20 protein-coding genes are annotated in these 23,332 nt (G+C 60.7%); 10 read left to right on the top strand and 10 right to left on the bottom strand.

Going from position 1 to position 23,332, the window contains the following annotated elements:
• The first annotated feature begins 9 nt into the window (after positions 1–9).
• From ABD806_RS09210 to ABD806_RS09190, 5 genes are all read left to right on the top strand, one after another.
• Complete coding sequence (locus ABD806_RS09210) at positions 10–801, top strand: aspartate dehydrogenase (RefSeq protein WP_344957142.1); 792 nt, start codon at positions 10–12, stop codon at positions 799–801.
• An 11-nt stretch (positions 802–812) separates the two neighbouring features.
• Positions 813–2,279 (top strand): aldehyde dehydrogenase, encoded by a 1,467-nt coding sequence (locus tag ABD806_RS09205; RefSeq protein WP_344957140.1) that lies wholly within the window; start codon positions 813–815, stop codon positions 2,277–2,279.
• A 32-nt stretch (positions 2,280–2,311) separates the two neighbouring features.
• Positions 2,312–3,952, top strand: coding sequence for a thiamine pyrophosphate-binding protein (locus ABD806_RS09200; RefSeq protein ID WP_344957138.1), 1,641 nt, complete (start codon positions 2,312–2,314; stop codon positions 3,950–3,952).
• Between the two features lie 336 nt (positions 3,953–4,288).
• Complete coding sequence (locus tag ABD806_RS09195) at positions 4,289–5,125, top strand: hypothetical protein (protein WP_344957136.1); 837 nt, start codon at positions 4,289–4,291, stop codon at positions 5,123–5,125.
• A gap of 226 nt (positions 5,126–5,351) precedes the next feature.
• The gene (locus tag ABD806_RS09190; RefSeq protein ID WP_344957134.1) at positions 5,352–5,693 is read left to right on the top strand and encodes a hypothetical protein; all 342 of its coding nucleotides are present in this window, start codon (positions 5,352–5,354) and stop codon (positions 5,691–5,693) included.
• A 3-nt stretch (positions 5,694–5,696) separates the two neighbouring features.
• Here the strand turns inward: ABD806_RS09190 and ABD806_RS09185 are convergent, their stop codons facing one another.
• The 3 genes from ABD806_RS09185 to ABD806_RS09175 are packed head-to-tail and all read right to left on the bottom strand — an operon-like array spanning position 5,697 to position 7,420.
• A complete protein-coding gene (locus ABD806_RS09185; RefSeq protein WP_344957132.1) occupies positions 5,697–6,122 on the bottom strand; it encodes an ExbD/TolR family protein in 426 nt (141 codons plus the stop codon).
• Positions 6,119–6,739 (bottom strand): MotA/TolQ/ExbB proton channel family protein, encoded by a 621-nt coding sequence (locus ABD806_RS09180; RefSeq protein WP_344957130.1) that lies wholly within the window; start codon positions 6,737–6,739, stop codon positions 6,119–6,121. Before ABD806_RS09180 ends, ABD806_RS09185 begins: the two co-directional genes overlap by 4 nt.
• A gap of 3 nt (positions 6,740–6,742) precedes the next feature.
• A complete protein-coding gene (locus ABD806_RS09175; RefSeq protein ID WP_344957128.1) occupies positions 6,743–7,420 on the bottom strand; it encodes a TonB family protein in 678 nt (225 codons plus the stop codon).
• Between the two features lie 241 nt (positions 7,421–7,661).
• On the opposite strand from ABD806_RS09175, the gene ABD806_RS09170 reads away from it, so the two are divergent.
• Complete coding sequence (locus tag ABD806_RS09170; protein WP_344957126.1) at positions 7,662–8,108, top strand: CBS domain-containing protein; 447 nt, start codon at positions 7,662–7,664, stop codon at positions 8,106–8,108.
• A gap of 33 nt (positions 8,109–8,141) precedes the next feature.
• Here the strand turns inward: ABD806_RS09170 and ABD806_RS09165 are convergent, their stop codons facing one another.
• The gene (locus ABD806_RS09165) at positions 8,142–8,696 is read right to left on the bottom strand and encodes a helix-turn-helix domain-containing protein (protein ID WP_344957124.1); all 555 of its coding nucleotides are present in this window, start codon (positions 8,694–8,696) and stop codon (positions 8,142–8,144) included.
• Positions 8,697–8,814: 118 nt separating this feature from the next.
• Between ABD806_RS09165 and ABD806_RS09160 the strand changes: the two genes are divergently transcribed.
• A complete protein-coding gene (locus tag ABD806_RS09160; protein WP_344957122.1) occupies positions 8,815–9,975 on the top strand; it encodes a benzoate/H(+) symporter BenE family transporter in 1,161 nt (386 codons plus the stop codon).
• A 40-nt stretch (positions 9,976–10,015) separates the two neighbouring features.
• Here ABD806_RS09160 and ABD806_RS09155 read toward each other — a convergent pair whose 3' ends face one another.
• Positions 10,016–11,329 carry a DEAD/DEAH box helicase gene (locus ABD806_RS09155; RefSeq protein ID WP_344957120.1) on the bottom strand — a complete coding sequence of 438 codons (1,314 nt, stop codon included), beginning with the start codon at positions 11,327–11,329 and terminating at the stop codon, positions 10,016–10,018.
• 129 nt (positions 11,330–11,458) lie between these two features.
• Positions 11,459–12,199, bottom strand: coding sequence for a glycerophosphoryl diester phosphodiesterase (locus ABD806_RS09150; protein WP_344957118.1), 741 nt, complete (start codon positions 12,197–12,199; stop codon positions 11,459–11,461).
• Between the two features lie 160 nt (positions 12,200–12,359).
• Between ABD806_RS09150 and ABD806_RS09145 the strand changes: the two genes are divergently transcribed.
• Both ABD806_RS09145 and ABD806_RS09140 read left to right on the top strand, forming a co-directional pair.
• The gene (locus ABD806_RS09145; RefSeq protein WP_344957116.1) at positions 12,360–13,505 is read left to right on the top strand and encodes a 3-phenylpropionate MFS transporter; all 1,146 of its coding nucleotides are present in this window, start codon (positions 12,360–12,362) and stop codon (positions 13,503–13,505) included.
• The gene (locus tag ABD806_RS09140; RefSeq protein WP_425583092.1) at positions 13,505–16,963 is read left to right on the top strand and encodes a hybrid sensor histidine kinase/response regulator; all 3,459 of its coding nucleotides are present in this window, start codon (positions 13,505–13,507) and stop codon (positions 16,961–16,963) included. The genes ABD806_RS09145 and ABD806_RS09140 overlap by 1 nt, the downstream gene beginning before the upstream one ends.
• Here ABD806_RS09140 and ABD806_RS09135 read toward each other — a convergent pair.
• The gene (locus tag ABD806_RS09135; protein ID WP_344957114.1) at positions 16,954–17,595 is read right to left on the bottom strand and encodes a response regulator transcription factor; all 642 of its coding nucleotides are present in this window, start codon (positions 17,593–17,595) and stop codon (positions 16,954–16,956) included. The two genes, ABD806_RS09140 and ABD806_RS09135, sit on opposite strands and share 10 nt — an antisense overlap.
• Positions 17,596–17,864: 269 nt before the next feature.
• Here ABD806_RS09135 and ABD806_RS09130 point away from each other — a divergent pair, with 269 nt between their 5' ends.
• Complete coding sequence (locus ABD806_RS09130) at positions 17,865–18,557, top strand: DUF3108 domain-containing protein (RefSeq protein WP_344957112.1); 693 nt, start codon at positions 17,865–17,867, stop codon at positions 18,555–18,557.
• An 18-nt stretch (positions 18,558–18,575) separates the two neighbouring features.
• Here ABD806_RS09130 and ABD806_RS09125 read toward each other — a convergent pair whose 3' ends face one another.
• From ABD806_RS09125 to ABD806_RS09115, 3 genes are all read right to left on the bottom strand, one after another.
• Positions 18,576–20,036: a sensor domain-containing diguanylate cyclase gene (locus tag ABD806_RS09125; protein WP_344957110.1), complete on the bottom strand. Its 1,461-nt coding sequence runs from the start codon at positions 20,034–20,036 to the stop codon at positions 18,576–18,578.
• Between the two features lie 269 nt (positions 20,037–20,305).
• Positions 20,306–21,607 carry a sigma-54-dependent transcriptional regulator gene (locus ABD806_RS09120; RefSeq protein WP_344957107.1) on the bottom strand — a complete coding sequence of 434 codons (1,302 nt, stop codon included), beginning with the start codon at positions 21,605–21,607 and terminating at the stop codon, positions 20,306–20,308.
• Positions 21,588–23,327, bottom strand: a complete 1,740-nt coding sequence (locus ABD806_RS09115; RefSeq protein WP_344957105.1) for a sensor histidine kinase — start codon at positions 23,325–23,327, stop codon at positions 21,588–21,590. Before ABD806_RS09115 ends, ABD806_RS09120 begins: the two co-directional genes overlap by 20 nt.
• Positions 23,328–23,332 lie beyond the last annotated feature (5 nt).

Below are 23,332 nucleotides of genomic sequence, written 5' to 3'. Positions count from 1 at the left end.
GAGGGCGCCGTGAAACAACTGATGATGATCGGGTTCGGCGCCATGGGGCGGGAGGTGGCCTCTCTGCTGCCGGCCGAACTGGCGCTGAAATGGCTGCTGGTGTCCCCCGCCCGGGTCGATGAGGTGCAGGCCGAGCTCGGTCCCTCGGTCCGGGTACTGAGTGATATCGACGAGTGCGACCAGGCACCGGATCTGGTGGTGGAATGCGCCGGCCAGGGGGCGGTGCGCGAGCATGGCGCCAAGGTACTGGCCCGGGGTTGGACGCTGGGACTGATCTCGGTCGGCGCGCTGGCCGACGATGAGCTGATGCTGAGCCTGCGGGCCGCGGCACAACAGGGGGGCGGGCGCATCCTGGCCCTGGCCGGCGCCATCGCCGGGGTCGACGGCCTGGCCGCGGCCCGGGAGGGCGGCCTGGAGTCGGTGCTCTACAGCGGTCGCAAGAGCCCGCAAAGCTGGCGCGGCAGCCCGGCCGAAGCGCTGATAGACCTGGACACGGTCACCGAGCCGACGGTGTTTTTCCGCGGCACGGCCCGGGAGGCGGCGCTGCGTTTCCCGGCCAATGCCAATGTGGCGGCGACCGTCGCCCTGGCGGGGCTGGGCATGGATAACACCCGGGTCGAGCTGACGGTGGATCCCGCCAGCAGCACGAACAAACACAGCATCCTGGCCCAGGGACGGTTCGGGGAGCTGAGCATTGAGCTGAGCGGCCAACCGCTGGCCAGCAACCCGAAAACCTCCACCCTGGCGGCGCTGAGCGTGGTCCGGGCCTGTCGGCACTGCACCGACACCGTGCTTATTTAAGGAGTTGAGTCATGGTTAGACCTATTTTTATCGGTGGCGAGTGGCGCCAGGGGCGGGGTCCGATCAGCGTCAGCCGTTTTCCGGCGGACGGCAGCGTCAATGCCGAGCTGAGTACCGCCAGCCGGGAAGACGTGGAAGAGGCGGTCCAGGCGGCCGAGCGCGCCTGGCGTGCCCCTTCCTGGCGGCAGGCGCTGCCCCACCAGCGGGCCGCCATCCTCTACAAGGTGGCCGATCTGATTGAAGCGCGGCTGGAGCAGCTGGCGGCCCTGCAGACCCGGGACAACGGCAAGCCCTTGGCGGAAACCCGCGGCCTGGTGGCCAGTGCGGCGGGCACCGCCCGTTACTTCGCCGCCGCCTGCGAAACCCTGGACGAGCAGCTCACCTCCCAGCGGGCCGCCGACTTTATGACCCTGAGCGTGCACGAGCCCATCGGCGTGGTGGCGGCCATCACCCCCTGGAACTCGCCCATCGCCAGCGAGATGCAGAAAATTGCCCCGGCCCTGGCCGGCGGCAATGCGGTGCTGCTCAAGCCCGCCGACGCCACGCCGCTGGCGGCGCTGGAGCTGGCCAGGCTGTTCGAGGAGGCGGGCCTGCCCAAGGGCCTGCTGAGCATACTGCCCGGACGTGGTTCCGTGGTGGGGGACGCCTTGGTGCGCCATCCCCTGGTGCGCAAGATTTCCTTTACCGGCGGTACCAATACCGGCCGCAGCCTGGCCCATATCGCCGCCGACAAGCTGATCCCCACCTCCCTGGAGCTGGGCGGCAAGTCGCCGACCATAGTGCTGGAAGATGCCGACATCGAGCTGGCGGCCAAGGGGGTGGTCTACGGTATCTTCAGCTCCGCCGGTCAGGCCTGCATCGCCGGCTCTCGGCTGTTCGTGCACGGCGCCGTTTATGAGCGCTTTATGGAGCGGCTGCTGACTCTGACCAGGGAGCTGCGGGTCGGCCATCCGGAACAGGATGGAACCCACATGGGGCCGCTTATCAGCGAGGCGCACCTGCAGTCGGTGGCCGACTATGTGGCGCTGGCCCGGGAAGAGGGCGGTGAAGTGCTGTGCGGCGGCGAGCGGTTGAGCGAAGGGACGTTGGCCAACGGCAGCTTCTATCCGCCCACCATCATCACCGGCCTGAACAACGGCGCCCGGGTATGCCAGGAAGAGATCTTCGGCCCCGTGCTGGTGGTGATCCGCTTCGAAGACGAGGCGGATCTGCTCGGCCAGGCCAACGACAGCATCTTCGGCCTGGCCGCGGGTATCTGGAGCGAGGATTTCCGCAGGGCCTGGCGTCTGGCACGCCGGCTCGAGTGTGGCACCGTCTGGATCAATACCTACAAGAAGTTTTCCGTATCCGCCCCCTTCGGTGGCTACAAGGAAAGTGGCCTCGGCCGGGAAAAAGGGCGCGAGGGCGTGCTGGCTTATATGCAGCAGAAAAGCATTTATGTGGGTTTGAGCGATACGCCCAATCCCTGGTGCTGCTGAGCAGTTATGTACTGAATTAAAGGAAGATGATAATGACCGAACGAGTGAATGTTGGCGAAGCCATCGCCCGAGTACTGGAAGCCCATGATGTGGACAGCGTCTACGGGGTGATTTCCATCCATAACCTGCCCATCGCCGATGCCATCGGCCGCCGCGAAAAAATCCATTTCGTCGCCGCCCGGGGCGAAGCCGGTGCCGTGACCATGGGCGACGCCCACGCCCGCTTCAAGGGCCTGGGGGTGGCGATCACCAGCACGGGGGCCGGTGCCGGTAATGCGGTGGGCGCCCTGCTGGAAGCCCTCAACGCCGGCAGCCCCTTGCTGCACCTGACCGGTCAGGTCGAGCGCGAATACCTGGACCGGGATGCCAGCTTTATCCATGAGACCCGGGACCAGCTGACTTTCCTCAAGGCAAGCAGCAAGGCCGCCTTCCGCATCTCCAGCCCGGATCATGCGGTCGGCGTGCTGCGCGAAGCCATCCGTGTCGCCACCACAGTGCCCATGGGCCCGGTCAGCATAGAGCTGCCGATCGATGTGCAGGCCGCCGACATTGCGCTGCCCGCCGAGCTGGGTCCGGTCAAAGCCCTGCAGCAACCCCAGGCGGATGAGCAACAGCTCAGCGCCCTGGCCGATGCCCTGCGGGCGGCCAAGCGGCCGCTGCTGTGGATCGGCGGCGGTGCCCTCGACTGCACCCAGGAGGTCAAGGCCCTGGCGGACCTGGGGGTGGCGGTGATCTCCTCCACCCATGGCCGAGGCATATTGCCGGATGCGCATCCGCGCAGCCTGGGCGCCTTCCATAACTCGCCCGCCGTCGAGACCCTGATGGCCAGTTGTGACCTGGGGCTGGTGGTGGGCTCGCGGCTGCGCAGCAACGAAACCCGTACCTATTCCGTGGTGCTGCCCAAGCCGTTGTATCAGGTGGATGCCAACCCGGTAGCCCAGCAGCGCAACTACCTGGTGGATCATTTCCTCTGCGGTGACGCCAAGGCGGTGCTGGCCTACCTGGCGGACGCCCTGCAGGGCTGCGACAAGCACAATGTGGAATTTGATCGGGAAATTGCCGAAGCCAAGTCGGCCGCGGTCAGCGCGCTGACCAATCAGCTGGGCACCTATGCGCAGCTCTGTGGCCAACTGCGTGCCGCCCTGCCGGACGACGGCATACTGGTGCGCGACATCACCATGTCCGGCAGCACCTGGGGCAGCCGGTTGTTCCCCATCCAGGCGCCCAACACCAACATCCATTCCCTGGCCGGCGCCATCGGCATGGGGCTGGCCATGGCCATCGGCTCGGCCATCGCCAACCCGGGAAAGAAAGTGGTCGGCCTGGTCGGCGACGGCGGTCTGGCGCTGGGCATCGGCGAGCTGGCGACCATGGTGCAGGAAAATACCAATATGGTGCTGCTGGTGATGAACGACGGCGGTTACGGCGTGATGCGCGGTATCCAGAACCAGTATTTCGAGGGTCGTCAGTATTTCAACCAGCTGCACGCCCCCGACTTCAAGGCGGTGGGCGAGGCGATGGGCATGACCAGCTGGCGGATAGCCAGCCTGGGCGAGTTCGAAACGGCCATTGCCGAGGCCATGGCGTTGCAGGGACCCTCGCTGATCGAGGTCGATATGAACGGCCTGGGGCCGCTGAAGTTCGCCGGTCCTCCCCAGAAGAAGCTGTATTGACAGCCATTGCTATAGCACGAAGGAGCCCCATGGATGGGGCCTCACCAAGTCAACGACCGGTGGCAGCGACGCCGCCGGCGAACATGGATGATTCATGCTATTCCGCCAATTAACGTCATCAGTGCAACACCCATGGTGAGTGCCGTTTCGTTGCGCATTTTTGACCAGGCATGGCTGGCTGAAACATAAAAGAAAATAACTGAATCTTTAATGGCACAGATTAATAGAGTGTGAAAATTATCGCGTCGGTCATGGGCTGCCCGCGAGCGAACTTGTGTTTTTTGTGTTCAAGGAGTGTTCCAACCGTTCAGGTTGGAATTTAATGGAGTAAATGAAATGAAGTTGAATAAATTAAATTCTGCCATCGTGGTCGCCACGGTATTGTGTACCCCGCTTGAGGCGGCAACCTGGTCCGATACCTTTATCGGTTACCGCTATGGTTCAGAGTTTAGTGAGCCCGGCAACGCGCAGGATATCGGCAAGAATATAGTGCAGCTTTCCCATGCCAGCGGTTATTCCCTGGGGCAGAACTATTTCAACCTCGATGTGCTGAAGTCGGGCAGTGAGGATCCGGCCAACGGTAGCAGCGACGGCGCCACCGAGTTTTACCTGGTCTACCGTCATCAACTGCATCTGGGCAAGGTATTTGCCAAGGATCTCGGCTTTGGTCCGATCAAGGAGGTGGCGCTCACCGCTGGCTTCGATCTCAATACCAAGAATTCGGCGTTTGCGCCGCGCAAACGGTTCCTGGCGGTAGGCCCCACCCTTAAATTTGATGTTCCCGGGTTTCTTGATCTGAGTCTCTATTACGCCAATGAAAGCAATCATTGCGGCCTGGCTTTCTGTACCCATAACGATATCGACTTCGATCCCTATTACCAGATCAACCTGGCCTGGGGATTGCCCTTCGAAACCGCCGGCCTGCCGATGAAGTTTCAGGGCTTCACCAACTACAACGGCAAGAAGGGTACCGACTATTTCAATAATGAAACCAAGCCGGAACATTTGCTCAGGACGTCACTGATGCTGGACGTTGGGCAGCTAATGATGAATAAGAAAAACACCCTGTGGGCCGGGGTCGGCTACGAGTATTGGCACAATAAATACGGGAACCATGGCAAGCCCGGCGTCGATACCAGGGCCCCCTTCATTAATGCCGAGTGGCATTTCTGATAGGTTATTTAATTTCTAAAATCTAGGGGAGACCATCAACAACGATTGGTGGCAATAAATAAAGCCGACAGGGGCTGCACCGCCTTTGTCGGCTTTTTATTATGCTTTTCCCGCCGTTTAAATAACTGTTCCGAATAGTAGATCAGGCTCGGCAGCGCCCAGGTGCCGCTAAGCAGAGCTTCAGCGTAATGAATGCACAGTAACGGGACACCCCAAGGAGCAGTTCTTGAATCACAAGCCGGGCCGTTATAGCGGCATGGCCGGAGCCGCCGAGCGCCCGGAGCTATACTTGGATCGGATGGGCAGAGAGGGGAAGGTCATGACACTGGCCGAACTGCGCGAGTTGTATCAGCAGGGGAAACTGCACCAGGCCCGGGTGTGTCACGACACCTTGAGCATGGGCTGGCTGGTGACTTTCTACGATGCCGATGGCAACCTCTATGAGCTGACCGACACCCTGGGCTGTCGGGTCAGCTATGAAAGCCCCAAGGCGGCGGAAGAAAAGGTGCACCTGGTGGCGGATTGCCCGACCCGGATCGACAGCCTGTACCGTTTCTTCGAGGTATAGGGGCTAGTGTCCTTCCTCCATCAAGATCTGGGTCGCCTGGATTTCATGCTCCTGCAAGAAGGCCAGCAGCCTGAGCATGCTGTCGACGGTCACTTCTTTATCCGATGCCAGTACCAGCTCGGCCTGTTTCAGGGCCTCCAGGTTGTCGGTCAGCACCGCCTTGAAGCTGTTCCAGTCCCCATATTCCTGGCCCTGCAGGGCCCAGGCCGGCTCACCCGCCAACAGGTTGATGGTCATCAACTTGTCGTTTTGCACACTGCTCAAGGCCTCGCTGTCGGTGTTGGGCAGTTCCACTTCCAGCGACTGCAGCGGGATATTGGCGGTCAGCATCAGGAACACCAGCACGATAAAGATAATATCGAGCAGGGGGGTGATGTCCGGAGTCAGCGCCCGCCAGCCGGATTGGGCCGCTTCGGGACGACCTATCATGCCTTTCCTCCCAGCTGAACGCCTTCCAGGGACAGATTGCACCGGTTCAGCTCATGGGTGAGCTTGTCGAGCAGGCGGTCGGCCCATAGCCCGAACAGCTGGGCGCCGGCGATGGCGGGCAGGGCGATCAGCAGGCCGGCGGCGGTGGTACTCATGGCCAGGCCCAGGCCGTCGGCGAGCAGTGCCGGGGTGACCGGCTCCTGGCTCCGGCTGATGCTTTGAAACATCTCAATCAGCCCCAGTACCGTGCCCAACAGTCCCAACAAGGGACTGATCACCCCGACCAGGGTCAGTACCCGCAGGCCCGCGTGCAATCTGCGCCGCTGGTGTTGTAACCAGACCGATGCCAAGTCTTCCCGGGTGGATTTATCGCAATCCCGGTGCCGGACCAGCAGGGCGCATCCCTGCAGGATCAGGGAGCCGTGCGCCTGCCCCTCCAGCGCCAGATAGCCGCTATTTTCCTGACGCAGCCGGCGTTTCTCCTGCTCTCCGCTCAGGCTTGACCAGATCAGGGCAAGGGTGCGTTCCAGCCAGAGCGTGACGGTGACCAGGGAGCAGAGGAGTAGCGGCCAGCTCATCGGGCCCAGTTGTTGTTGCAGTTGAGATAACAGTTCCATGATTTAATCCAATTTGAAACGAACGGGAATATGAACTCGGTGGGCCAGGGCCCGGCCATTTTCCACATAAGGAGAAAAACGCCAGTTGACGATGGCTTTCAGGGCCGCCTTATCGAGTAGTTTTACGCCCGAGGATTGTGCCAGCAGGCGCTTGATTTGCCTGCCTTGCTCATCCAGCCAGACTTCTACCACCACGGTGCCTTCCAAGCCCCGGCGACGGGCCTGGGTAGGGTAGGGGATGGGAGCCGGTCGGGTCTTGAAGCTGGGTGTCTGAATTTGCTTGGGGGCACTGGCCTGGGCCGCCGGCTGGGGCTCGGGCCGGGATTCAGTGGTGGGAGTCGGCTGGGGGGCCGGTGCCACCGCTTGTTGTATGGGCTCGGGCTTGGGTTCCGGCGTGGGCACGGGCTTGGGCTCCGGCCTGGGTTCCGGCTTGGGCACGGGCTTGGGCTCCGGCCTGGGTTCCGGCTTGGGCACGGGTTTGGGTTCCGGCTTGGGCTCAGGTTTCGGCTCGGGGACGGGTTCAGCTTTTGCCACCGCGGGCAGCATCTGCACGCTGATCGGGCCGGGCGCGTCGCTTGCGGGCAAGGCAATGGTCTGTACCTGCCGCGTCATCGCCTGGACCAGGAGGCCATGCAAGGCCAGGGACCCCAGGGCGAACAAGGCATAGCGACGAAGGTTCACGTTAACTCCCGATCTCTCAATGGCGACAGTGGTTTGCAATAAGTGCCTAGCATACGGATTCTTTAACGGATGTCTATTGAAATGGTAATGAGAAATAGTCGTATTTAGTTTTTGTTGTGGGTAGGATCCGGCTCGATGATGGATTTTGATTTGCAACAGGGTGGCTCAGTGACAAAACTGGATATAGTTAAAGGAGCTGGTCCCTTCTTTCCCTCTCGTCTTTCGATAAAGGAGTAGGCTCATGGCAATGACCTCGGTGGGCGATCTGATGACTCGCCAGATATTGACCCTGGATCAGAGCGCCACCTTAAAAGACGCCCATGATCTGATGCGGGAAAAAAGTATACGCCACATTCCCGTGGTGGATCCCCTCACCGGCAAGCTGCTGGGAATACTCACCCAGAAACGCATGGTCTCCATCATAATGTCGCTGCTGGCGGACTACGGGGTCAGCGCCCTGGAGCGGCGCGAGCGGGAATGCAAGGTGGTGGAGATCATGGATACCGATTACAACAGCGTGGATGTGGACGCCCCGCTCACCGAGGTGGTGTCCTTTTTCCTGCAAAACAAGCATGGCTGCCTGACGGTGGTGGATGCGGATCGTCAATTGAAGGGGATCGTCGCCTCCTCGGATTTTGTGCGCTTATGCGCAGAGTTGTTGCAGGAAGCTAAGGCCGCATCTTCATAAGCCTCAGCAGAGGTCGTCTCGAATGACTAGCCCCTAGGCCGGATAGTGGATCAGGTTATAGAACACCACGGATTTCGTCCCCGGATTTCGGTAGCCATGTTCCCGGTTGGCATCGAAACGCATCGCCGCCCCCGGGGACAGGGGGGTCCACTTCCCCTCCAGCAGCAGTTCCATGGTGCCGCCTTGTACTATCACATGTTCGGTAACGCCGGTCTCGTGCGGTTCTGATATACGTTCATAACCGGGCAGCAGGGTCAGCTCGAACATTTCAAAGCCAAAGCGGGGCTCATAGGGAAACAGCGGCGCTACCAGCATACCGTCGTTGGCCGGCTGCCGGCGCAACAGGTCGGCCACCCGATAAACCGTGCCCTCGGCCGGTACCGGTTCGAGGAAGGTGGACAGCGAGGTATGAAAACCGCCGGCAATCTTCCACAAGGTCGCCACCGTCGGACTCGACTCGCCGCGTTCTATCTGGCCCAGCATGGCCTTGCTGACGCCGGTTTCCCGGGCACATTGGTCCAGGCTCCAGCCCTGCTGCTTGCGCAGGCTCTTCAGGGTCTCGGCCAGATATTGATTCAGCTCGTTCATGGGCTCTCCGATCTCTGTCTTGTCCGCTCTTGTCGGTTGTGCGTTATAGCATACATTTGCTAGCATGGCGCCACCGTGCGTTATAGCGCACATTTCGTTTTGACTAAGGAAGCCTGATATGCGTGCTGTCTTCGGCCTTTCACATATGTCCGCCGGCTTTGTCGCCGTGCTGGTGGGCTACAGCAGCTCGGCAGCCATTATCTTCCAGGCGGCGGCTGCGGCGGGGGCGACCCAGGCGGAGATCGGCTCCTGGCTGTGGGCGTTAGGCGTCGGCATGGGGGCCACCTGCATCGGCTTATCGCTGCGCTACCGCAGCCCAGTGCTGACCGCTTGGTCGACGCCGGGGGCGGCCCTGCTGGTGACCGGACTGGCCGGCATTCCCATGAGCGAGGCCATCGGCGCCTTTATGTTTTGCTCCGCGCTTATCCTGCTCTGCGGGGTGACCGGCTGGTTTGAAACGATCATGCGGCATGTGCCGGGCGCCTTGGCGGCCGGTATGCTGGGCGGTGTGCTGCTGCGCTTCGGCCTGGATCTGTTTGTCTCCGCCACGACCGAGCCGCTGCTGGTGGTCGCCATGCTGGCCAGCTACCTGCTGGTGCGCCATCGCTGGCCCCGCTACGTGATCCCGCTCGCCCTGCTGGTGGGACTGGGCCTGTCAGGGGCCCAGGGCTTGCTGCATTTCGGGGACTTTCAATGGCAGCTGGCCAGGCCGGTGCCTGTGTTGCCGAGTTTTTCCATCGCTACCCTGGTCGGCGTGGGCATTCCCCTGTTCGTGGTGACCATGGCCTCCCAGAACGTACCCGGCATCGCCGTACTCCGGGCCCATGGCTATCAGACCCCGGCCTCGCCCCTGATCGGCTGGACCGGGCTGACCGGGATACTGTTGGCGCCCTTTGGGGGCTTTGCCTTTAATCTGGCGGCGATCAGTGCGGCGGTGTGCATGGGCAGGGAGGCCGATCCGGATCCGTTGAAGCGCTACCGGGCCACCGTCTGGGGCGGTATTTTTTATCTGCTGATGGGGGTGTTCGGCGCTACCGTGGTGGGCTTGTTTGCCGCGTTGCCGACGGAATTGGTCATGGCGATCGCCGGCCTGGCGCTACTGGGCACCATAGGCAACAGCCTGGGCGTGGCCCTGAAAGACGAAGGCGACCGGGACGCGGCGCTGCTGACCTTTATGATCACGGCGTCGGGAGTCACGCTAATGGGGGTTGGCAGTGCCTTCTGGGGGCTGGTGGTCGGCTTGCTGGTGCACGTCTTGAACCGGCGACGGGCTGTGTAGCTAAAATAACAGCTCCGGCTGAAGGCCGGAGCTGTGTCATTTAACCGTCGTGGCGGCCATGGCGCTGGGGCTGGTTGGGCTTGTTGCTGCGCGGTGCTTTGTTATTGGCACCACGCTGGTTTTGACCTCGGCCACCGTTACCGCGTCCACCACCGTTACCTCGGCCACGGTTATTGGCCGGCGGCTTGGTGGCCGGCTGGGCTTCTTCCGGGCCGGGCTCGAAGCCGGGTAGTATCTGCAGCTCGAAGCTGTTCTTGGTCAACCGTTCGATGGCTTTCAGCTGGAGCTTTTCTTCGTGGCACACCAGGGAGATGGCATGACCCTGGCTGCCGGCGCGACCGGTGCGGCCGATACGGTGTACGTAGTCTTCCGCCACATGGGGCAGCTCGAAGTTGATCACATGGGGCAGCTCGCTGATGTCGATGCCGCGGGCGGCGATATCGGTGGCCACCAATACCCGCAGCTGACCATCCTTGAACTGGCTCAGGGCCCGGGTACGCGCGCCCTGGCTCTTGTCGCCGTGAATCGCCATGGCCGGCAGGCCGTCCTTGTCGAGCTGCATCGCCAGCCGGTTGGCACCGTGTTTGGTACGGGTGAACACCAGCACCTGGCGCCAGTTATGATGGCCGATCAGGTAGCTTATCAGCGCCCGCTTGCGGTTCTTGTCCACTCCGTAAAAGGCTTGATCTATGGTGTCGGCGGTGGCGTTGCGGGAGGCCACTTCGATATGTTCCGGCTCGTGCAGCAAATCCTCGGCCAGCTGCTTGATCTCGTTGGAGAAAGTGGCGGAAAACAGCAGGTTCTGGCGTTTTTTCGGCATCAGCGCCAGGATCCGGCGAATATCGCGGATAAAGCCCATGTCCAGCATCCGATCCGCCTCATCCAGTACCAGCATTTCGATGCGGGACAGGTCGATGGAACGCTGGGACACATGATCCAGCAACCGGCCGGGGGTGGCGACCACCACGTCTATTTTGCGGCCGAGGGCCTTCATCTGCGGGTTGATGCTGACGCCACCGAACATCACCAGGGTGTTCAGGTTGGTATGCTTGGCGTAGGCTCTCAGGTTTTCCTCTACCTGGGCTGCCAGCTCGCGGGTGGGGGTCAGCACCAGGGCGCGTACCGGGGCCCGGCCATTGGCCAGCGGCTGGGCCTTAGTTTCGCTCAGACGTTGCAGCATGGGCAGGCCAAAGCCGGCGGTCTTGCCGGTGCCGGTCTGGGCACCGGCCAGCAGATCTCCGCCTTTCAATACCAACGGAATGGCTTGGGACTGGATGGGGGTGGGCTCTGTATAACCACATTCATTGATGGCTTGAACGAGCTGGTCGTTCAGACCGAGGGCAGCAAAAGACATGAGACTCCGAACAAATTAGGTCCAGGCTGGACGGCTGAGAGGTAATGCTGGATAGCAAACAGCCGCCATGATACCAGAAAAGCGGCCAAAACCTAAAAAAGCGTCCGGGGCCCGGGTCTTTGCCCCGGTTTACGCCGGGGATCCGGGCGGCCAGCCGGCGGCCAGGTAATCCTGCGGCCGGTCGGTGATCAGCATATCCACGCCCCAGTCGGCAAAATGCTTGACCTTGTCCGGCTTGTTGGGGGTATAGCAATAAAGTGGGTAGCCGGCCTGTTTGACGGCCCGGGCCTGGGCGCGGGTGAGATAACGAAAGTTGCAATGCAGGCTGTAGCAGCCCGGCTCGGCCATTAATTGCGGCCAGTTGCCGGGAATGCGCTCCACCAGCAGGCCGCGGCGGAGGTCCGGTTGCAGTTGCTTCATCAACATCAGGCAGGCGGGGTTGAAGCTGGAAAACAACAGGCTGTCTGTGGAGAACGGCCCTGCGTCTATCACCTGGCTTACCCGGTGACAGAGGAGGTCGGCTTCGTCTTCGTGGTAAGTTTTGAGCTCGATATTCACGTTAATGGCCAGCTCCCGGCACAGCAGCAGCAACTGCCCGAGCGTGGGAATGGACTCGCCCTTGAATGCCTTGTCGAACCAGCTGCCGGCATCCAGTTGCTGCAGCCGTTCCAGTTCATGGTCGCCGACCTTGCCCCGGCCGTTGGTGCAGCGATTGACGGTTTGGTCGTGGATCACCACGGGCGTGCCGTCCCGGGTGAGCTGAACGTCGATTTCTACCCAGTCCAGGCCCAGCTCCCGGACCTTTCGCATCCCCGCCAGGGTATTTTCCGGGGCCAGGCTGGCCACCCCCCTGTGTCCGCACAACATCATAGTCAGTTCCCCCGGATGAAGATAATTTACCGCTGCACCAGCCTGCCAGCAGACAGATACCGGGGCTGCCTAGAGCGGCAATCCTTGTCTAACAGGCAGGCAATTTGCTGCCAAAATCATTATCATAGCGGTTAATTATCACTTAGCGTAGCGAGCGCCCATGGCCCCGGCTTTCTGGCTTTCCCTGTTTTTTGCCACTTATTACTTCAGCTACGGCATCTTTTTACCTTTTTGGTCACTCTGGCTGAGCAGTGTCGGGGCCGAAGCGGGATTTATCGGCCTCTTGCTGGGGCTGGGTATGGCCGTGCGCTGCGCCGGCAACCTGGTCATCATGAGTCGGATCCGGGAGGCGACCCAGCTGTTGCCGGCCCTGCGCTGGCTGGCGCTGCTCAGCCTGGTGTCTTTCGCCACTTTCTACGGCTGGCAATCCAGCCTGGGCCTGCTGGTATTGATCGTCCTGGTCAACCTGTTCTATACCGCCCTGATCCCGGTCAGCGAGGCTACCGCCAGCAGGCTGATAGTCCAGGTGCGGCTGGATTACGGCAGGGCGCGGCTGTGGGGCTCGGCGGCCTTTATCGGCGCCAACCTGCTGGTGGGCATGCTCAGCAGCAGCTATGGCCCCCAGTGGGTATTGCATACCATGGTGCTGGCGTTGGTGCTGTTCTTCGGCCTCTGCCTGTTGCCGATGTCTCCCGCCCCGGTGGACAGCCAGCAGGGGCGACGTGGTGATTCTATCCTGCAAACTCTGAAGCGTCCCGGCATGCCGCGATTCCTGCTGATCACCTCGCTGCTGCAGGGCAGCCACGCCTTTTACTATGGATTCAGCGCCCTTTACTGGCAGCAGCAGGGCTACAGCGCCACAGTGATTGGCTATCTGTGGGGGCTGGGGGTATTGGCGGAGATCTGTGTCTTCCTGATGGACAAAAAGTGGCTGACCGGATTTTCCGCCCGCCAGCTGATGTTGGCCGGCGGCCTCTGTGCACTGGTGCGCTGGGGAATCATGGGCGCCACCACCGAGCCGGGCTGGCTGATCGTCGCTCAGCTCCTGCACGCGGGCACCTTCTGCCTGAGTCATCTGGGGGCGGTGCGCTTTATTACCCGGGAGCTGGATGACAGGGCGATTATCGGCACCCAGGCGCTTTATGCGGCCATTCCCCAGGGTCTGTCGCTGGCCTTGCTGCTGGTACTCTGTGGCCAGCTGTTTCCGGTGATGGCAGGCCAGACCTTCTGGCTGATGGGGCTGGCGGTGTTGCCGGTATTCTGGCTGCTCTGGTCCAGGCCCAAGCCGGCGGCCCAGGAGGCCTGATGCAGGGCTGGACCGTGATCAATATTTCCCTGGCCTATCTGGCACTGTTGTTCGTCTGTGCCTGGTTGGGGGACAGGGTCAAGCTGGGCGCCTCATCCCGGCGCCTGCGGCCTCTGCTGTACAGCCTGTCGCTGGCCATCTACTGCACCTCCTGGAGCTTTTTCGGCACAGTCGGCCAGGCCAGTTCGGATCCCTGGCCCTATTTCGCCATCTATCTAGGCCCCATACTGGTCTTCACCCTGTTCGGCTCTTTCGTGGCGCGGCTGATTGACGTGGCCAAGCGGGAGCACATTACCTCCATCGCCGATTTCATTGCCGCCCGCTACGGCAAGTCCCAGCGGCTGGCGGCCTACATCACCCTGATCGCGGTGATCGGCGTCCTGCCTTATATCGCCCTGCAGCTCAAGGCCATCTTGCTGGGGCTGAATATGGTGGCACCCGACATCGTCGGCGGCAGCCACGATGCGGATCAGGTCGCCTTTATGGTGACCCTGCTGCTGACCCTGTTTATCCTGCTGTTCGGCACCCGTCATATCGATGCCACCGAGCACCAGCGGGGGGTGATAGTGGCGATCGGGGTGGAGTCGGTGGTCAAGCTGATTGCCTTTATCACCGTCGGTGTCTTTGCCAGTTGGCTGATCCTGGCCTACCCCAACCAACAGCGGGTGATGATAGCCCAGGACTTTATCGGCCGCCTGACCGGCGTCAGCGGTGCCAACCTGCTGGATATGGGGGTCTATACCCTGGTATCCATGAGCGCCGTCATCTGTCTGCCCCGCCAGTTCCATGTGACCGTGGTGGAGCATCATGATCCAGCCGATCTGCACTGGGCCCGGCGGATCTTCCCCATCTACCTGTTCTTGATGGGGATTTTCGTGCTGCCCCTGGCCCTGGCCGGTCAGCAGTGGCTGCCTGCCGACACGGCTCCCGATACCTATGTGATCAGCCTGCCGCTGGCCTTCGACAGTCAGCTGCTGGCGGTGCTGGCCTTTATCGGTGGCGCCTCGGCGGCCACCGCCATGGTGATTATCTCCACCATAGCCCTGGCGATCATGGTCAGCAACGACCTGGCGCTGCCGATGATCCTGCGCCGCCGCCAGCTGCGGGGTGGCGAGTTCAAGGACTTCGCCGAGCTGCTGCTCAATGTGCGACGCACCGCCATAGTGGTGATCATGCTGACCGGCTGGTTGGTGTTTCTCTGGCTGGGCGAGATCAACAGCCTGTCCCGCATCGGCTATCTGAGCTTTGCCGCCATCGCCCAGTTCGCCCCACCGCTGGTGCTGGGCTTGCTCTGGCGCGGCGGTAACAGGCGCGGCGCCTATTGGGGTCTGAGCCTGGGCATGCTGATGTGGTTGCTCAACCTGATGGCGGGCACCGGCCTTTTTGCCGGTGATGCCGACAGCAACTTCCTGTTGCGCATGCTGACACCGCCGCCATGGGGCGCCTTGGCCGAGATGAGCAATGTGACCTGGGGCATACTGCTCAGCCTGCTGGTCAACCTGGCCGGCTATCTGCTGGGCTCCTGGCTGTCGCTCACCACCGTCGGCGAGCGCTTTCAGGCCGCGGCCTTTGCCGGCCGGCAGGCACGGGACGAGGGGGAGCTGTATCGGGCCAAGGTGACGGTTCGGGAGCTGGAGCAACTGGCGTCCCGCTTTGCGGGCGAGGTGCGGGTAAAGCGGGCCTTCTCCCGTTACGCCGCCGAGCAGGGCAGCCTGGAGGCCGGCATGCAGGCATCACCCGGCCTGATCCGCCATGCGGAACGGGTGCTGGCCGGGGTATTCGGGGCCTCCTCCGCCCGCCTGGTGCTGGCCTCGGCCCTCCAGGGACGCTCCATGGAGCTGGATGAGCTGGTGGCGATCGTCGACGAGGCCGGTGATGTGTTCCGCTTCAACCGTGGCCTGTTGCAGGGCGCGATAGAGCATATCGGGCCGGGCATTTCCGTGGTCGACAAGGACTTGCGGCTGGTGGCCTGGAATCAACGCTATATAGAACTGTTCAGCTATCCTCCCGGGCTTATCAAGGCCGGCAGATCGATCGCCGATATTATTCGCTACAATGCGGAACGCGGCCTCTGTGGCCCGGGGCCGACACAGCAGCATGTGGATAAACGGGTCACCCATATGCGCGCGGGCACGGCCCATGTCTCTTCCCGCAGCCGGCCCGATGGCCGGGTGATCGAAATGCAGGGCAACCCCATGCCCGGTGGCGGCTTCGTGATGACTTTCAACGATATCACCACCTTCCGTCAGGCCGAACAGCTGCTGAAAGACGCCAACGAGGTACTGGAAGCCAGGGTGGCCGAGCGCACCCATGAGCTGTCGACGGTGAATCAGCAGTTGCTGGCGGCCTCCTATCAGGCGGAACGGGCCAATGCCTCCAAGAGCCGCTTCCTGGCGGCGGTGAGCCATGATCTGATGCAGCCGCTCAATGCCGCCAAGCTGTTTGCCTCTTCCTGGCTGGAAACCTCGGGCGATGAAGAAAGCCGGCGGCTGGCCGGCCATATCGACCGCTCCCTGGGGGCGGCGGAGGAGTTGATCTCTGATCTGCTGGACATGTCCCGGCTGGAATCCGGCAAGCTTACCGCTAGGCCGGCCCTCTTTGTGCTCAGCGAGCTGTTCGATACCCTGCAGGCGGAGTTCGGGGTGCTGGCGGAACAGGACGGAGGCCGATTCGAAGCCGTCCGCAGCCGGTTGCATGTGTACAGCGACCCGCGGTTGCTGCGCCGTATCCTGCAGAATTTTCTGACCAATGCGCTGCGTTATAACCCGGGAGGGCGCATCCTGCTGGGTGCCCGCCGCCAGGGGGAACAGATCCGCATCGAGGTCTGGGACAATGGTCCCGGGATAGCGGCGGACAAGCTGGGGGTGATCTTCGATGAGTTCCTGCGTCTGGAACATGGTGCTAAAAACCATCAGCAGGGGCTGGGGCTGGGCCTGGCCATCGCCAAGGGCCTGGCGGGCATCCTGGGCCATACTCTGGATGTTCGTTCGGTTGAGGGCAAGGGTTCGGTGTTCGGTGTCACCCTGCCGAGGACCGAGGCCCCGGCGCAGACGGCGGGAGAGATTCGACAGCCGGCCCCGGCAGGGCAGCTGGCCGGGGTAAAGGTGCTCTGCATCGATAATGAGGTGGAGATACTGGCGGCCATGGCCAGCCTGCTGGGCCGCTGGGGGTGCGAGCTCACCCTGGCAGCCAACGGTGAACAGGCCCGCGAGAGCTGCCGGCGGGGTTTTACACCGCACATTATTTTGTCCGATTACCACCTCGATGAGGGGGAAACCGGCGTTGCGGTGGTGGATATGTTGCGCCGGGAACTGGGCGATATACCGGCGGCGATCATCAGTGCGGACCGTCAACCCGAGCTGCAACAGCTGGATTTAGGCTATCTCAGCAAGCCGGTCAAGCCACTCAAGCTCAGGGCCCTGTTGCAGCATTATCTAGGGACAGGCAGTCAGGGCTGATGATGTATATCCAGTTGTGACAGGACGATCACCGCCTGGGTACGGTTTTGGACTCCCAATTTGCGGAAGATGGCGGTGACATGGGCTTTGATGGTGGCTTCGGATACCTCCAGCTCGTAGGCGATTTGCTTGTTGAGTTTGCCCTCGGAGAGCATGAGCAGCACCTTGTATTGCTGGGGAGTGAGGCTGGCCAAGCGTGCTGCCAGATCGTCTCCGGCATCCTCTCCCAGGTTTAATCCCTCCGGCCACCAGGGATCCCCGGCCAATATGCGGTCGAGGGCGCCGACCAGGGTCGGCATGGGGGCCGATTTGGGAATAAACCCCAGGGCACCGAAGCGCATGGCCTGTTGCACCACGGCCGGCTCTTCACTGGCGGAGACCACCACCACCGGCAGCTCGGGATATTGATTGCGCAACTGTACCAGGCCGGAGAAGCCACTGGCGCCGGGCATTTTCAGATCCAGCAGCAGCAGGTCGACATCGGTCACCTTGATCAGCAACGCCATCAGGTTGTCGATGCTGTCAACCTCATGCAGCTGGGCTCCCTCAACGGCCAGCTGCACGGCTTGGTGCAGGGCATTGCGAAACAGCGGATGGTCATCGGCAATGATAATGCGGTAGCCATTCTCCATGAGGGTGTCTGATCCTTGTGCTGTTTGTCTAGGATGGGCAATGATTCGGCTCTTGCCGTTATCTTGCTATGATAGGGCCTAACCTCCAAGGAGAGAACCACAGCGGGCGCATTTCGTGATCATAAAGCGGCCATCCGGTAAAGTGATGGCGTCGCTGAACATCTGATAAATCCTGCTGTCCAATCCGGGGTCGATCTGTTTTCCAATGCTATGCTATCGGCCAGGGATAGCGGCTGTTGCCCGGTACACACTGGTAAGAGGTAAAAAAGTTGAAAAAAAGTTTGGCTATCCTGGCGGTGCTGGCTGCCGGCACCGCTCACGGCGCAGATATCAACCGGCTGAACGCCGAGTTCTCGGTGAATCTAAATGGCGACCAGACCAGAGGGATCAATACCCTGGTCATCGAGCGCAATAAAGACCAATACCATGTGAATTTTTCCCTGTCCCACTGGTTGCTGGATGTAGAACAGAAAGCCAGTTTTAGCTGGCAGGATTGTAATGCCCGGCCGGATACCTTCAACTACAGGGCGAAAGCCGTCGGTGTCACCCGGGAAGAGCGGCTGGTGTTCGATAAGCAAACCCATATGGTGCTGTCTCAAGGGAAAGACGGCAACAAGCTGTTGTCGACCGAAGCGGGCGCCCTTGACCCAGTCAGCTTTTTCTTTGAGGCCCGTTGTGATCTGATCGCCGGCAAGAAAAGCCTGACTTACCCCGTGGTGCGCGATGAGGAAATCAAGTGGACTAAGTTCAATGTGGTGGGGGAAGAGGTCATTGAAACCGGTATCGGTACCTTCAATACCCTAGTCGTCGAGCGTGACCGCGGTGACAGCAAGCGCAAGACCCGATTCTGGGTGGCGCCCGAGCTGGACTATCTGCTGGTGCAGATCAGCCATGAAGAAAATCGTCAGCTGGCGGTAACCGCTACCCTCAACAAAATGACCTACAGCCTGGTTCAGGACTGAATGCCTTAGGGCTGTGAATTATCCCGTGTGGATCCGACAGCGCCCGGCTTCCTTGGCGCTGTACAGAGCCCGGTCAGCCCTGGCCAGCAACTCGTTCATGGTTTCGTCTTCATGGGCCTGGATCAGACCGCCGCTGAAGCTGATAGAGACGGTTTTATCGGCCAGATACAGTGGCGTGGCCGAGATATTGTCCAGCAACCGTTGGGTGAGCGGCAATGCCTGCTGCAGTGTGGTCTGTGGCAGGATAAGTAAAAACTCTTCACCACCGGTACGGGCAAACATATCCGTATCCCGGATGGCCTCGCGAATATGTTTAGCGAAATGCTGTAATACCTGATCGCCCACATCATGGCCGTATTGGTCATTGATATGTTTAAAATGATCCAGATCTGGAGTCAGGATACAGAGTGGGCTGCCATAGCGGCGCGCGTTGGCCAGCTCCTGCTGTAACCGGCTTTCGGCGGCTCGCCGGTTGGGGCAGAGGGTCAGAAAGTCGGTAGTCGCCAGCGATTTCAACTGCTGATTGAGGCGCACCAGCTCATTGTTGGTGCGATTCATTATTTTGCGGTACCTCTTGTTACGCTTAAGAGTCAACGCCGTCAGGATCATCCCCCATAAGGAGCCGGTCACTCCTAGAGCGACCAGGCCGGACAGCCGAGCTTTATTGGTGGCCAGGGCGTACACCGGCTGTGCATCGGCGATGGCATGGACCTGATAATCTGCTTCCGGCTGTTCGTTACTGTACTGCACTATGGGCAGCAGTTGCGGGCCCAATAACTGTATATCAGGTAACAATGGGCTGCTGCCTTGCAGCAGGGGAAATAATTTACCCTGCCGATCGTCCAGCTGGGCCTGTGCCGAGTGCATGAACAGGGGGTGAGACATCCATTCCGGCCTATCGGCCAGCAAGATAACTCCGTCTTTGTTGGTCACTAGGGTATTAATATGCAACATCAGGTTGGCCATATCATTTAGGCTGGTTTTGATGATCAGCGCCGCGACTATGCGTTTTTGTCGTCTCAGCGGAAGGGCATAGTAGAAGACCGGCTTGCCGGTGTCGGGATCCAGGGCAAACTGGTGTAGGCTGGAACCCTTTAAAACCTGTGTTAGCCCGTCTAAAGTCTGTAATAAGGCCTGGATGGCAGAGGGCGAGGGGGGCTGGTCGTAGGCAAAGACCTTGACATTGGTATCGACCAGCCAGATATCTTCCAACCCGAATGCCTGGGAGTATTGTTTCAGCTCAGTGTTAAAGCTGGGGGATGGTTTTGGGTTTTTCAGCAGTTGCTGGGTGCTGGACAAACTTGCCAGTGCGGCCGCAATACTTTCAACCGTGCGGGTATGATTTCGTAGCTCTCGGGAGACGGCCATGGCCACCAGCTGGCTTTGTTGCTGCAGATCCTGCAACAAGGTATGGATCCTTTGGTTGAGCCAATATTGACTGGAAAACCAACTGAACAGGGCCACTGTCAGCAGCAACAATGCAATAGCTCCAAATGAAAAGCTATCACAGGATAGTCGGCGCATTTTTTTTAACGATGACATTGCCTCACCCGAAGTGTATTGGCCTTCCTGGCCTTTTTCAGTCGCAGGGGCTGATGGTTTCTCCAAGCATAGCAGTTGGCTGTTTTATTGGTATATTGCCAGATAATTAATCGTTTATATGACTGGTTTCGATATAATAATTTGCTTATATCGCATTTTTTATTTATTTATATCTGAATAATCCTTTTTTATGTTTATATAATTCTTTATTTATATTTGGCCAGCTTATCGTATAGGGTCTTCTTGGGGATCCCTAGATATTCGGCGGCCAGGGCCACGTTGCTCCCGGCTTGGACCATGGCGTTGTTGATCAGCTGTTGTTCCAGCCGGGCCAGTTGCTGGGGCAGGGGCAGGCTCTGGCCGGAGCCGGGTTCGGCCAGCACTCCCAGCACATACTGTTCGGCATAATGGCGTAATTCTCGGACATTGCCCGGCCAGTCCAGCTGGATAAGCCGTTGTAACAGGTTGTCATTGGGAGGGGGTACATCCCGGTTATATTGCCCCCTGGCCTGTTCGACAAAATGTAGGAACAGCAGGGGGATATCGGCACGGCGATCGCGCAGCGGCGGTAGTGTGAGGGTGACCACATTCAGGCGGAAATAGAGGTCGGCCCGGAACAGGCCGGCGTCGCTGGCGGCTTTTAAATCCACCTTGGTGGCGGCGACCAGGCGGGCATCCACCGGGATCAGCTTATTGCCCCCCAGCCGTTCCAGCGCCGACTCCTGTAATACCCGCAGCATCTTTGCCTGCAGGTTGAGGGGCATGCCTTCGATTTCATCGAGAAACAGGGTGCCGCCGTCGGCATGTTCCACCTTGCCGATCCGGCGTTTGGTCACCCCGGTAAAGGCGCCGGCTTCGGCGCCGAACATCTCGCTTTCAAAGATCGATTCGGGCAGGGCGGTACAGTTGACCGCCACGAAATGGCCTTTACGGCCGCTGTCCTGGTGCAGGCTCCTGGCCACCATTTCCTTGCCGGTGCCGGTTTCCCCCAGGATCAGCACGCTGGCATTGGTGTCGGCGATGTTGTCTATCTGACGGCGCAGCCGCTCGATTTGCGGGTCATGGCCGAGCAGCAACCCGGTACTGTTTTTTTCGGCCAGCTGCTGTTTTAACTGCCGGTTTTCCAGCACCAGGGAGCGCTTGTCCATAGCCCGGCGCAGGCTGTGCAGCAGTTGCTCCGGCTCATAGGGTTTTTCGAAAAAATCCTGGGCACCCAGGCGCATGGCGGTGACGGCCATGGGGATATCACCGTGGCCGGTGAGCAGCAGCACGGGCAGCTCCTGATCCTGCTGCTGGACGCTTTGCAACAGGACAAGCCCGTCCATGCCGGGCAGCCGTACATCGCTCAGCAACACCACAGGCGCGGCCGGGCTCAGGGCCTGCAACGCCTGCTCGGCCCGGGCGAAGCCGCGTGCCTTGATTTCCGACAGTTGCAGGGTCTGCAACAGGGTCTGGCGGACGTCTTCGTCGTCTTCCACCAGCCAGACTTCAATCTTTATCCTGTCCATCTGTCCATCCAATGATAAATTCGGCGCCACCCCCGAGGTGTTGGCGAATGACCAGCCGTGCGTCACTGGCTTCCACCAGATCCCGCACTATGGCCAGGCCCAGTCCAAGCCCTTGTCCCAGTTGCTTGGTGGAATAGAAGGGCTCTGTCACCTTGTCGAGTAGGGCGGTATCGATACCAGGCCCATTGTCCCATAATGTCAGCCGTACCGGGCTGGCTTCCAGGCCTATGTGTCCCCCGGCCATGTCGGCCAGGGCATCCAGGCTGTTAACAAGCAGGTTGGCCAGCACCTGTTCCAGGGCGTGCAATTCCATCGGCAGATACAGGGTCGGATCCAGCTGGTGGCACAGCGTTATGTCTTGCTCGTCCAGTTTGGGCTGTAGCCAGCTCAAGACGTTGTCCAGGGCTTCCTGCAACCGGGCCCGGCCGGCGGTGGTGCGACGGGTGGCAGCAAACATTTTTAGCTGGGAGGTGAGCCTGGCCATGCGATCCACCAGTCGGCCCATGGTCTGCAGACTTTCCTCCACCTGGGGGTACATGCCCCGCTGGGCCAGCATCAGGGTATTGGCCGACTGGTTTTTTAATGCCGTCAGCGGCTGGTTGACTTCATGGGCGACGCTGGCCGCCATCTGGCCAAGGGCCGCCAGCCGGTTGCTCTGGATCAGTTCATGTTGCATGGATCTGAGCCTGGCTTCTGCCTGGATGCGCTCCTGTACCTGCCGTTCCAGTTGATAGTTGCTGGCGGCCAGGGCCGAGGTGCGCTCCATTACCTTGTGCTCCAGTTCGCCTTTGGCTTTTAATTGTGCCCTGATATAGCGTCGGCGCTGGCGCCAGTAGAGCAGCAGCAACAGCAGAGCTGCCAGGCTGACCCCCGAGGTGGCGGTGATCAGGCTGGCATTGGTGGACAGGGGAGCGCTGGGCCACCACAGCTGCAACCGCCAGTCCAGCCGGGGCAAGGGCAACTCACTTACCAGGTAGTCCTGTCCCTGCCACTGCCGTTGCTGGCCCTTGATGCCGAGCTCCAGCGGTTCCAGTCGCATGGGCACGTATTGGCGGGTGGCGGCCAGCCGCTGGCGTGCCTCTGGCGCCAGGGGGATCAGGGTCTTGAACTTCAATTCCGGGCGCGAGGCCAGGGCCACTATCTGGTCCGGGTCGACCACCATCAGCAGATCCCGGCTCGGCAGCCAGCTGTGCTCGAGGGCCAGCAGGCTGATCTTGACCGCCAGCACACCACTGGGGCGGCTATCAGCTCCCAGTGGCAGGCCGAAGAAATAACCGGGCACGCCGGTGGTGGCCCCCACCCCATAAAATTCGCCAAAACTGCCTTGTAATGCATCCTTGAAGTAGGGGCGGTAGCGGTAGTTCTGGCCAATGAAGGAGGTCGGGGTATTCCAGTTGCCTGACGCCAGGGTAAAACCGTGGGCATCCATCAGGTACAGGGTTTCGGCACCGGTTTCCCGACCGATCCGTTCCAGCAGCAGGTTGGCCTGCATGACCCTGTCGGGATCCTTTGGCTCGGCCAGGGTGGCCAGTAACACAGGGTGTGACTGCAGGACGCGGGGAATATTCTCAAAACGGGCGATTTCCGCTTCCAGGGCGGTGCGGTAGATCAGCAGCTGTTGCTGGGCCTGCAGTTCTTGTTCTTCGGCGAGGCGTTGCCAGCTGCTGTGCCATATCCATAACAGGAGGAGCATAAACAGCAGCACCAGCAGCAAGCTCAACAGGC

Origin of the sequence: Zobellella aerophila (assembly GCF_039539325.1) — a bacterium.
In the GTDB taxonomy this organism is placed as follows: domain Bacteria; phylum Pseudomonadota; class Gammaproteobacteria; order Enterobacterales; family Aeromonadaceae; genus Oceanimonas; species Oceanimonas aerophila.
Note: the sequence above shows the minus strand (reverse complement) of the source record. Positions and strands in the feature narration are given on the sequence as shown.

Bases quoted from the DNA above. Each gene is read 5' to 3' on its own strand.
- ABD806_RS09170 (WP_344957126.1), top strand. From the start codon at position 7,662: ATGGCAATGACCTCGGTGGGCGATCTGATGACTCGCCAGATATTGACC.
- ABD806_RS09135 (WP_344957114.1), bottom strand. From the start codon at position 17,595: ATGGAGAATGGCTACCGCATTATCATTGCCGATGACCATCCGCTGTTT.
- ABD806_RS09195 (WP_344957136.1), top strand. From the start codon at position 4,289: ATGAAGTTGAATAAATTAAATTCTGCCATCGTGGTCGCCACGGTATTG.
- ABD806_RS09180 (WP_344957130.1), bottom strand. From the start codon at position 6,739: ATGGAACTGTTATCTCAACTGCAACAACAACTGGGCCCGATGAGCTGG.
- ABD806_RS09145 (WP_344957116.1), top strand. From the start codon at position 12,360: ATGGCCCCGGCTTTCTGGCTTTCCCTGTTTTTTGCCACTTATTACTTC.
- ABD806_RS09165 (WP_344957124.1), bottom strand. From the start codon at position 8,696: ATGAACGAGCTGAATCAATATCTGGCCGAGACCCTGAAGAGCCTGCGC.
- ABD806_RS09200 (WP_344957138.1), top strand. From the start codon at position 2,312: ATGACCGAACGAGTGAATGTTGGCGAAGCCATCGCCCGAGTACTGGAA.
- ABD806_RS09150 (WP_344957118.1), bottom strand. From the start codon at position 12,199: ATGATGTTGTGCGGACACAGGGGGGTGGCCAGCCTGGCCCCGGAAAAT.
- ABD806_RS09205 (WP_344957140.1), top strand. From the start codon at position 813: ATGGTTAGACCTATTTTTATCGGTGGCGAGTGGCGCCAGGGGCGGGGT.
- ABD806_RS09155 (WP_344957120.1), bottom strand. From the start codon at position 11,329: ATGTCTTTTGCTGCCCTCGGTCTGAACGACCAGCTCGTTCAAGCCATC.
- ABD806_RS09185 (WP_344957132.1), bottom strand. From the start codon at position 6,122: ATGATAGGTCGTCCCGAAGCGGCCCAATCCGGCTGGCGGGCGCTGACT.
- ABD806_RS09160 (WP_344957122.1), top strand. From the start codon at position 8,815: ATGCGTGCTGTCTTCGGCCTTTCACATATGTCCGCCGGCTTTGTCGCC.
- ABD806_RS09140 (WP_425583092.1), top strand. From the start codon at position 13,505: ATGCAGGGCTGGACCGTGATCAATATTTCCCTGGCCTATCTGGCACTG.
- ABD806_RS09120 (WP_344957107.1), bottom strand. From the start codon at position 21,607: ATGGACAGGATAAAGATTGAAGTCTGGCTGGTGGAAGACGACGAAGAC.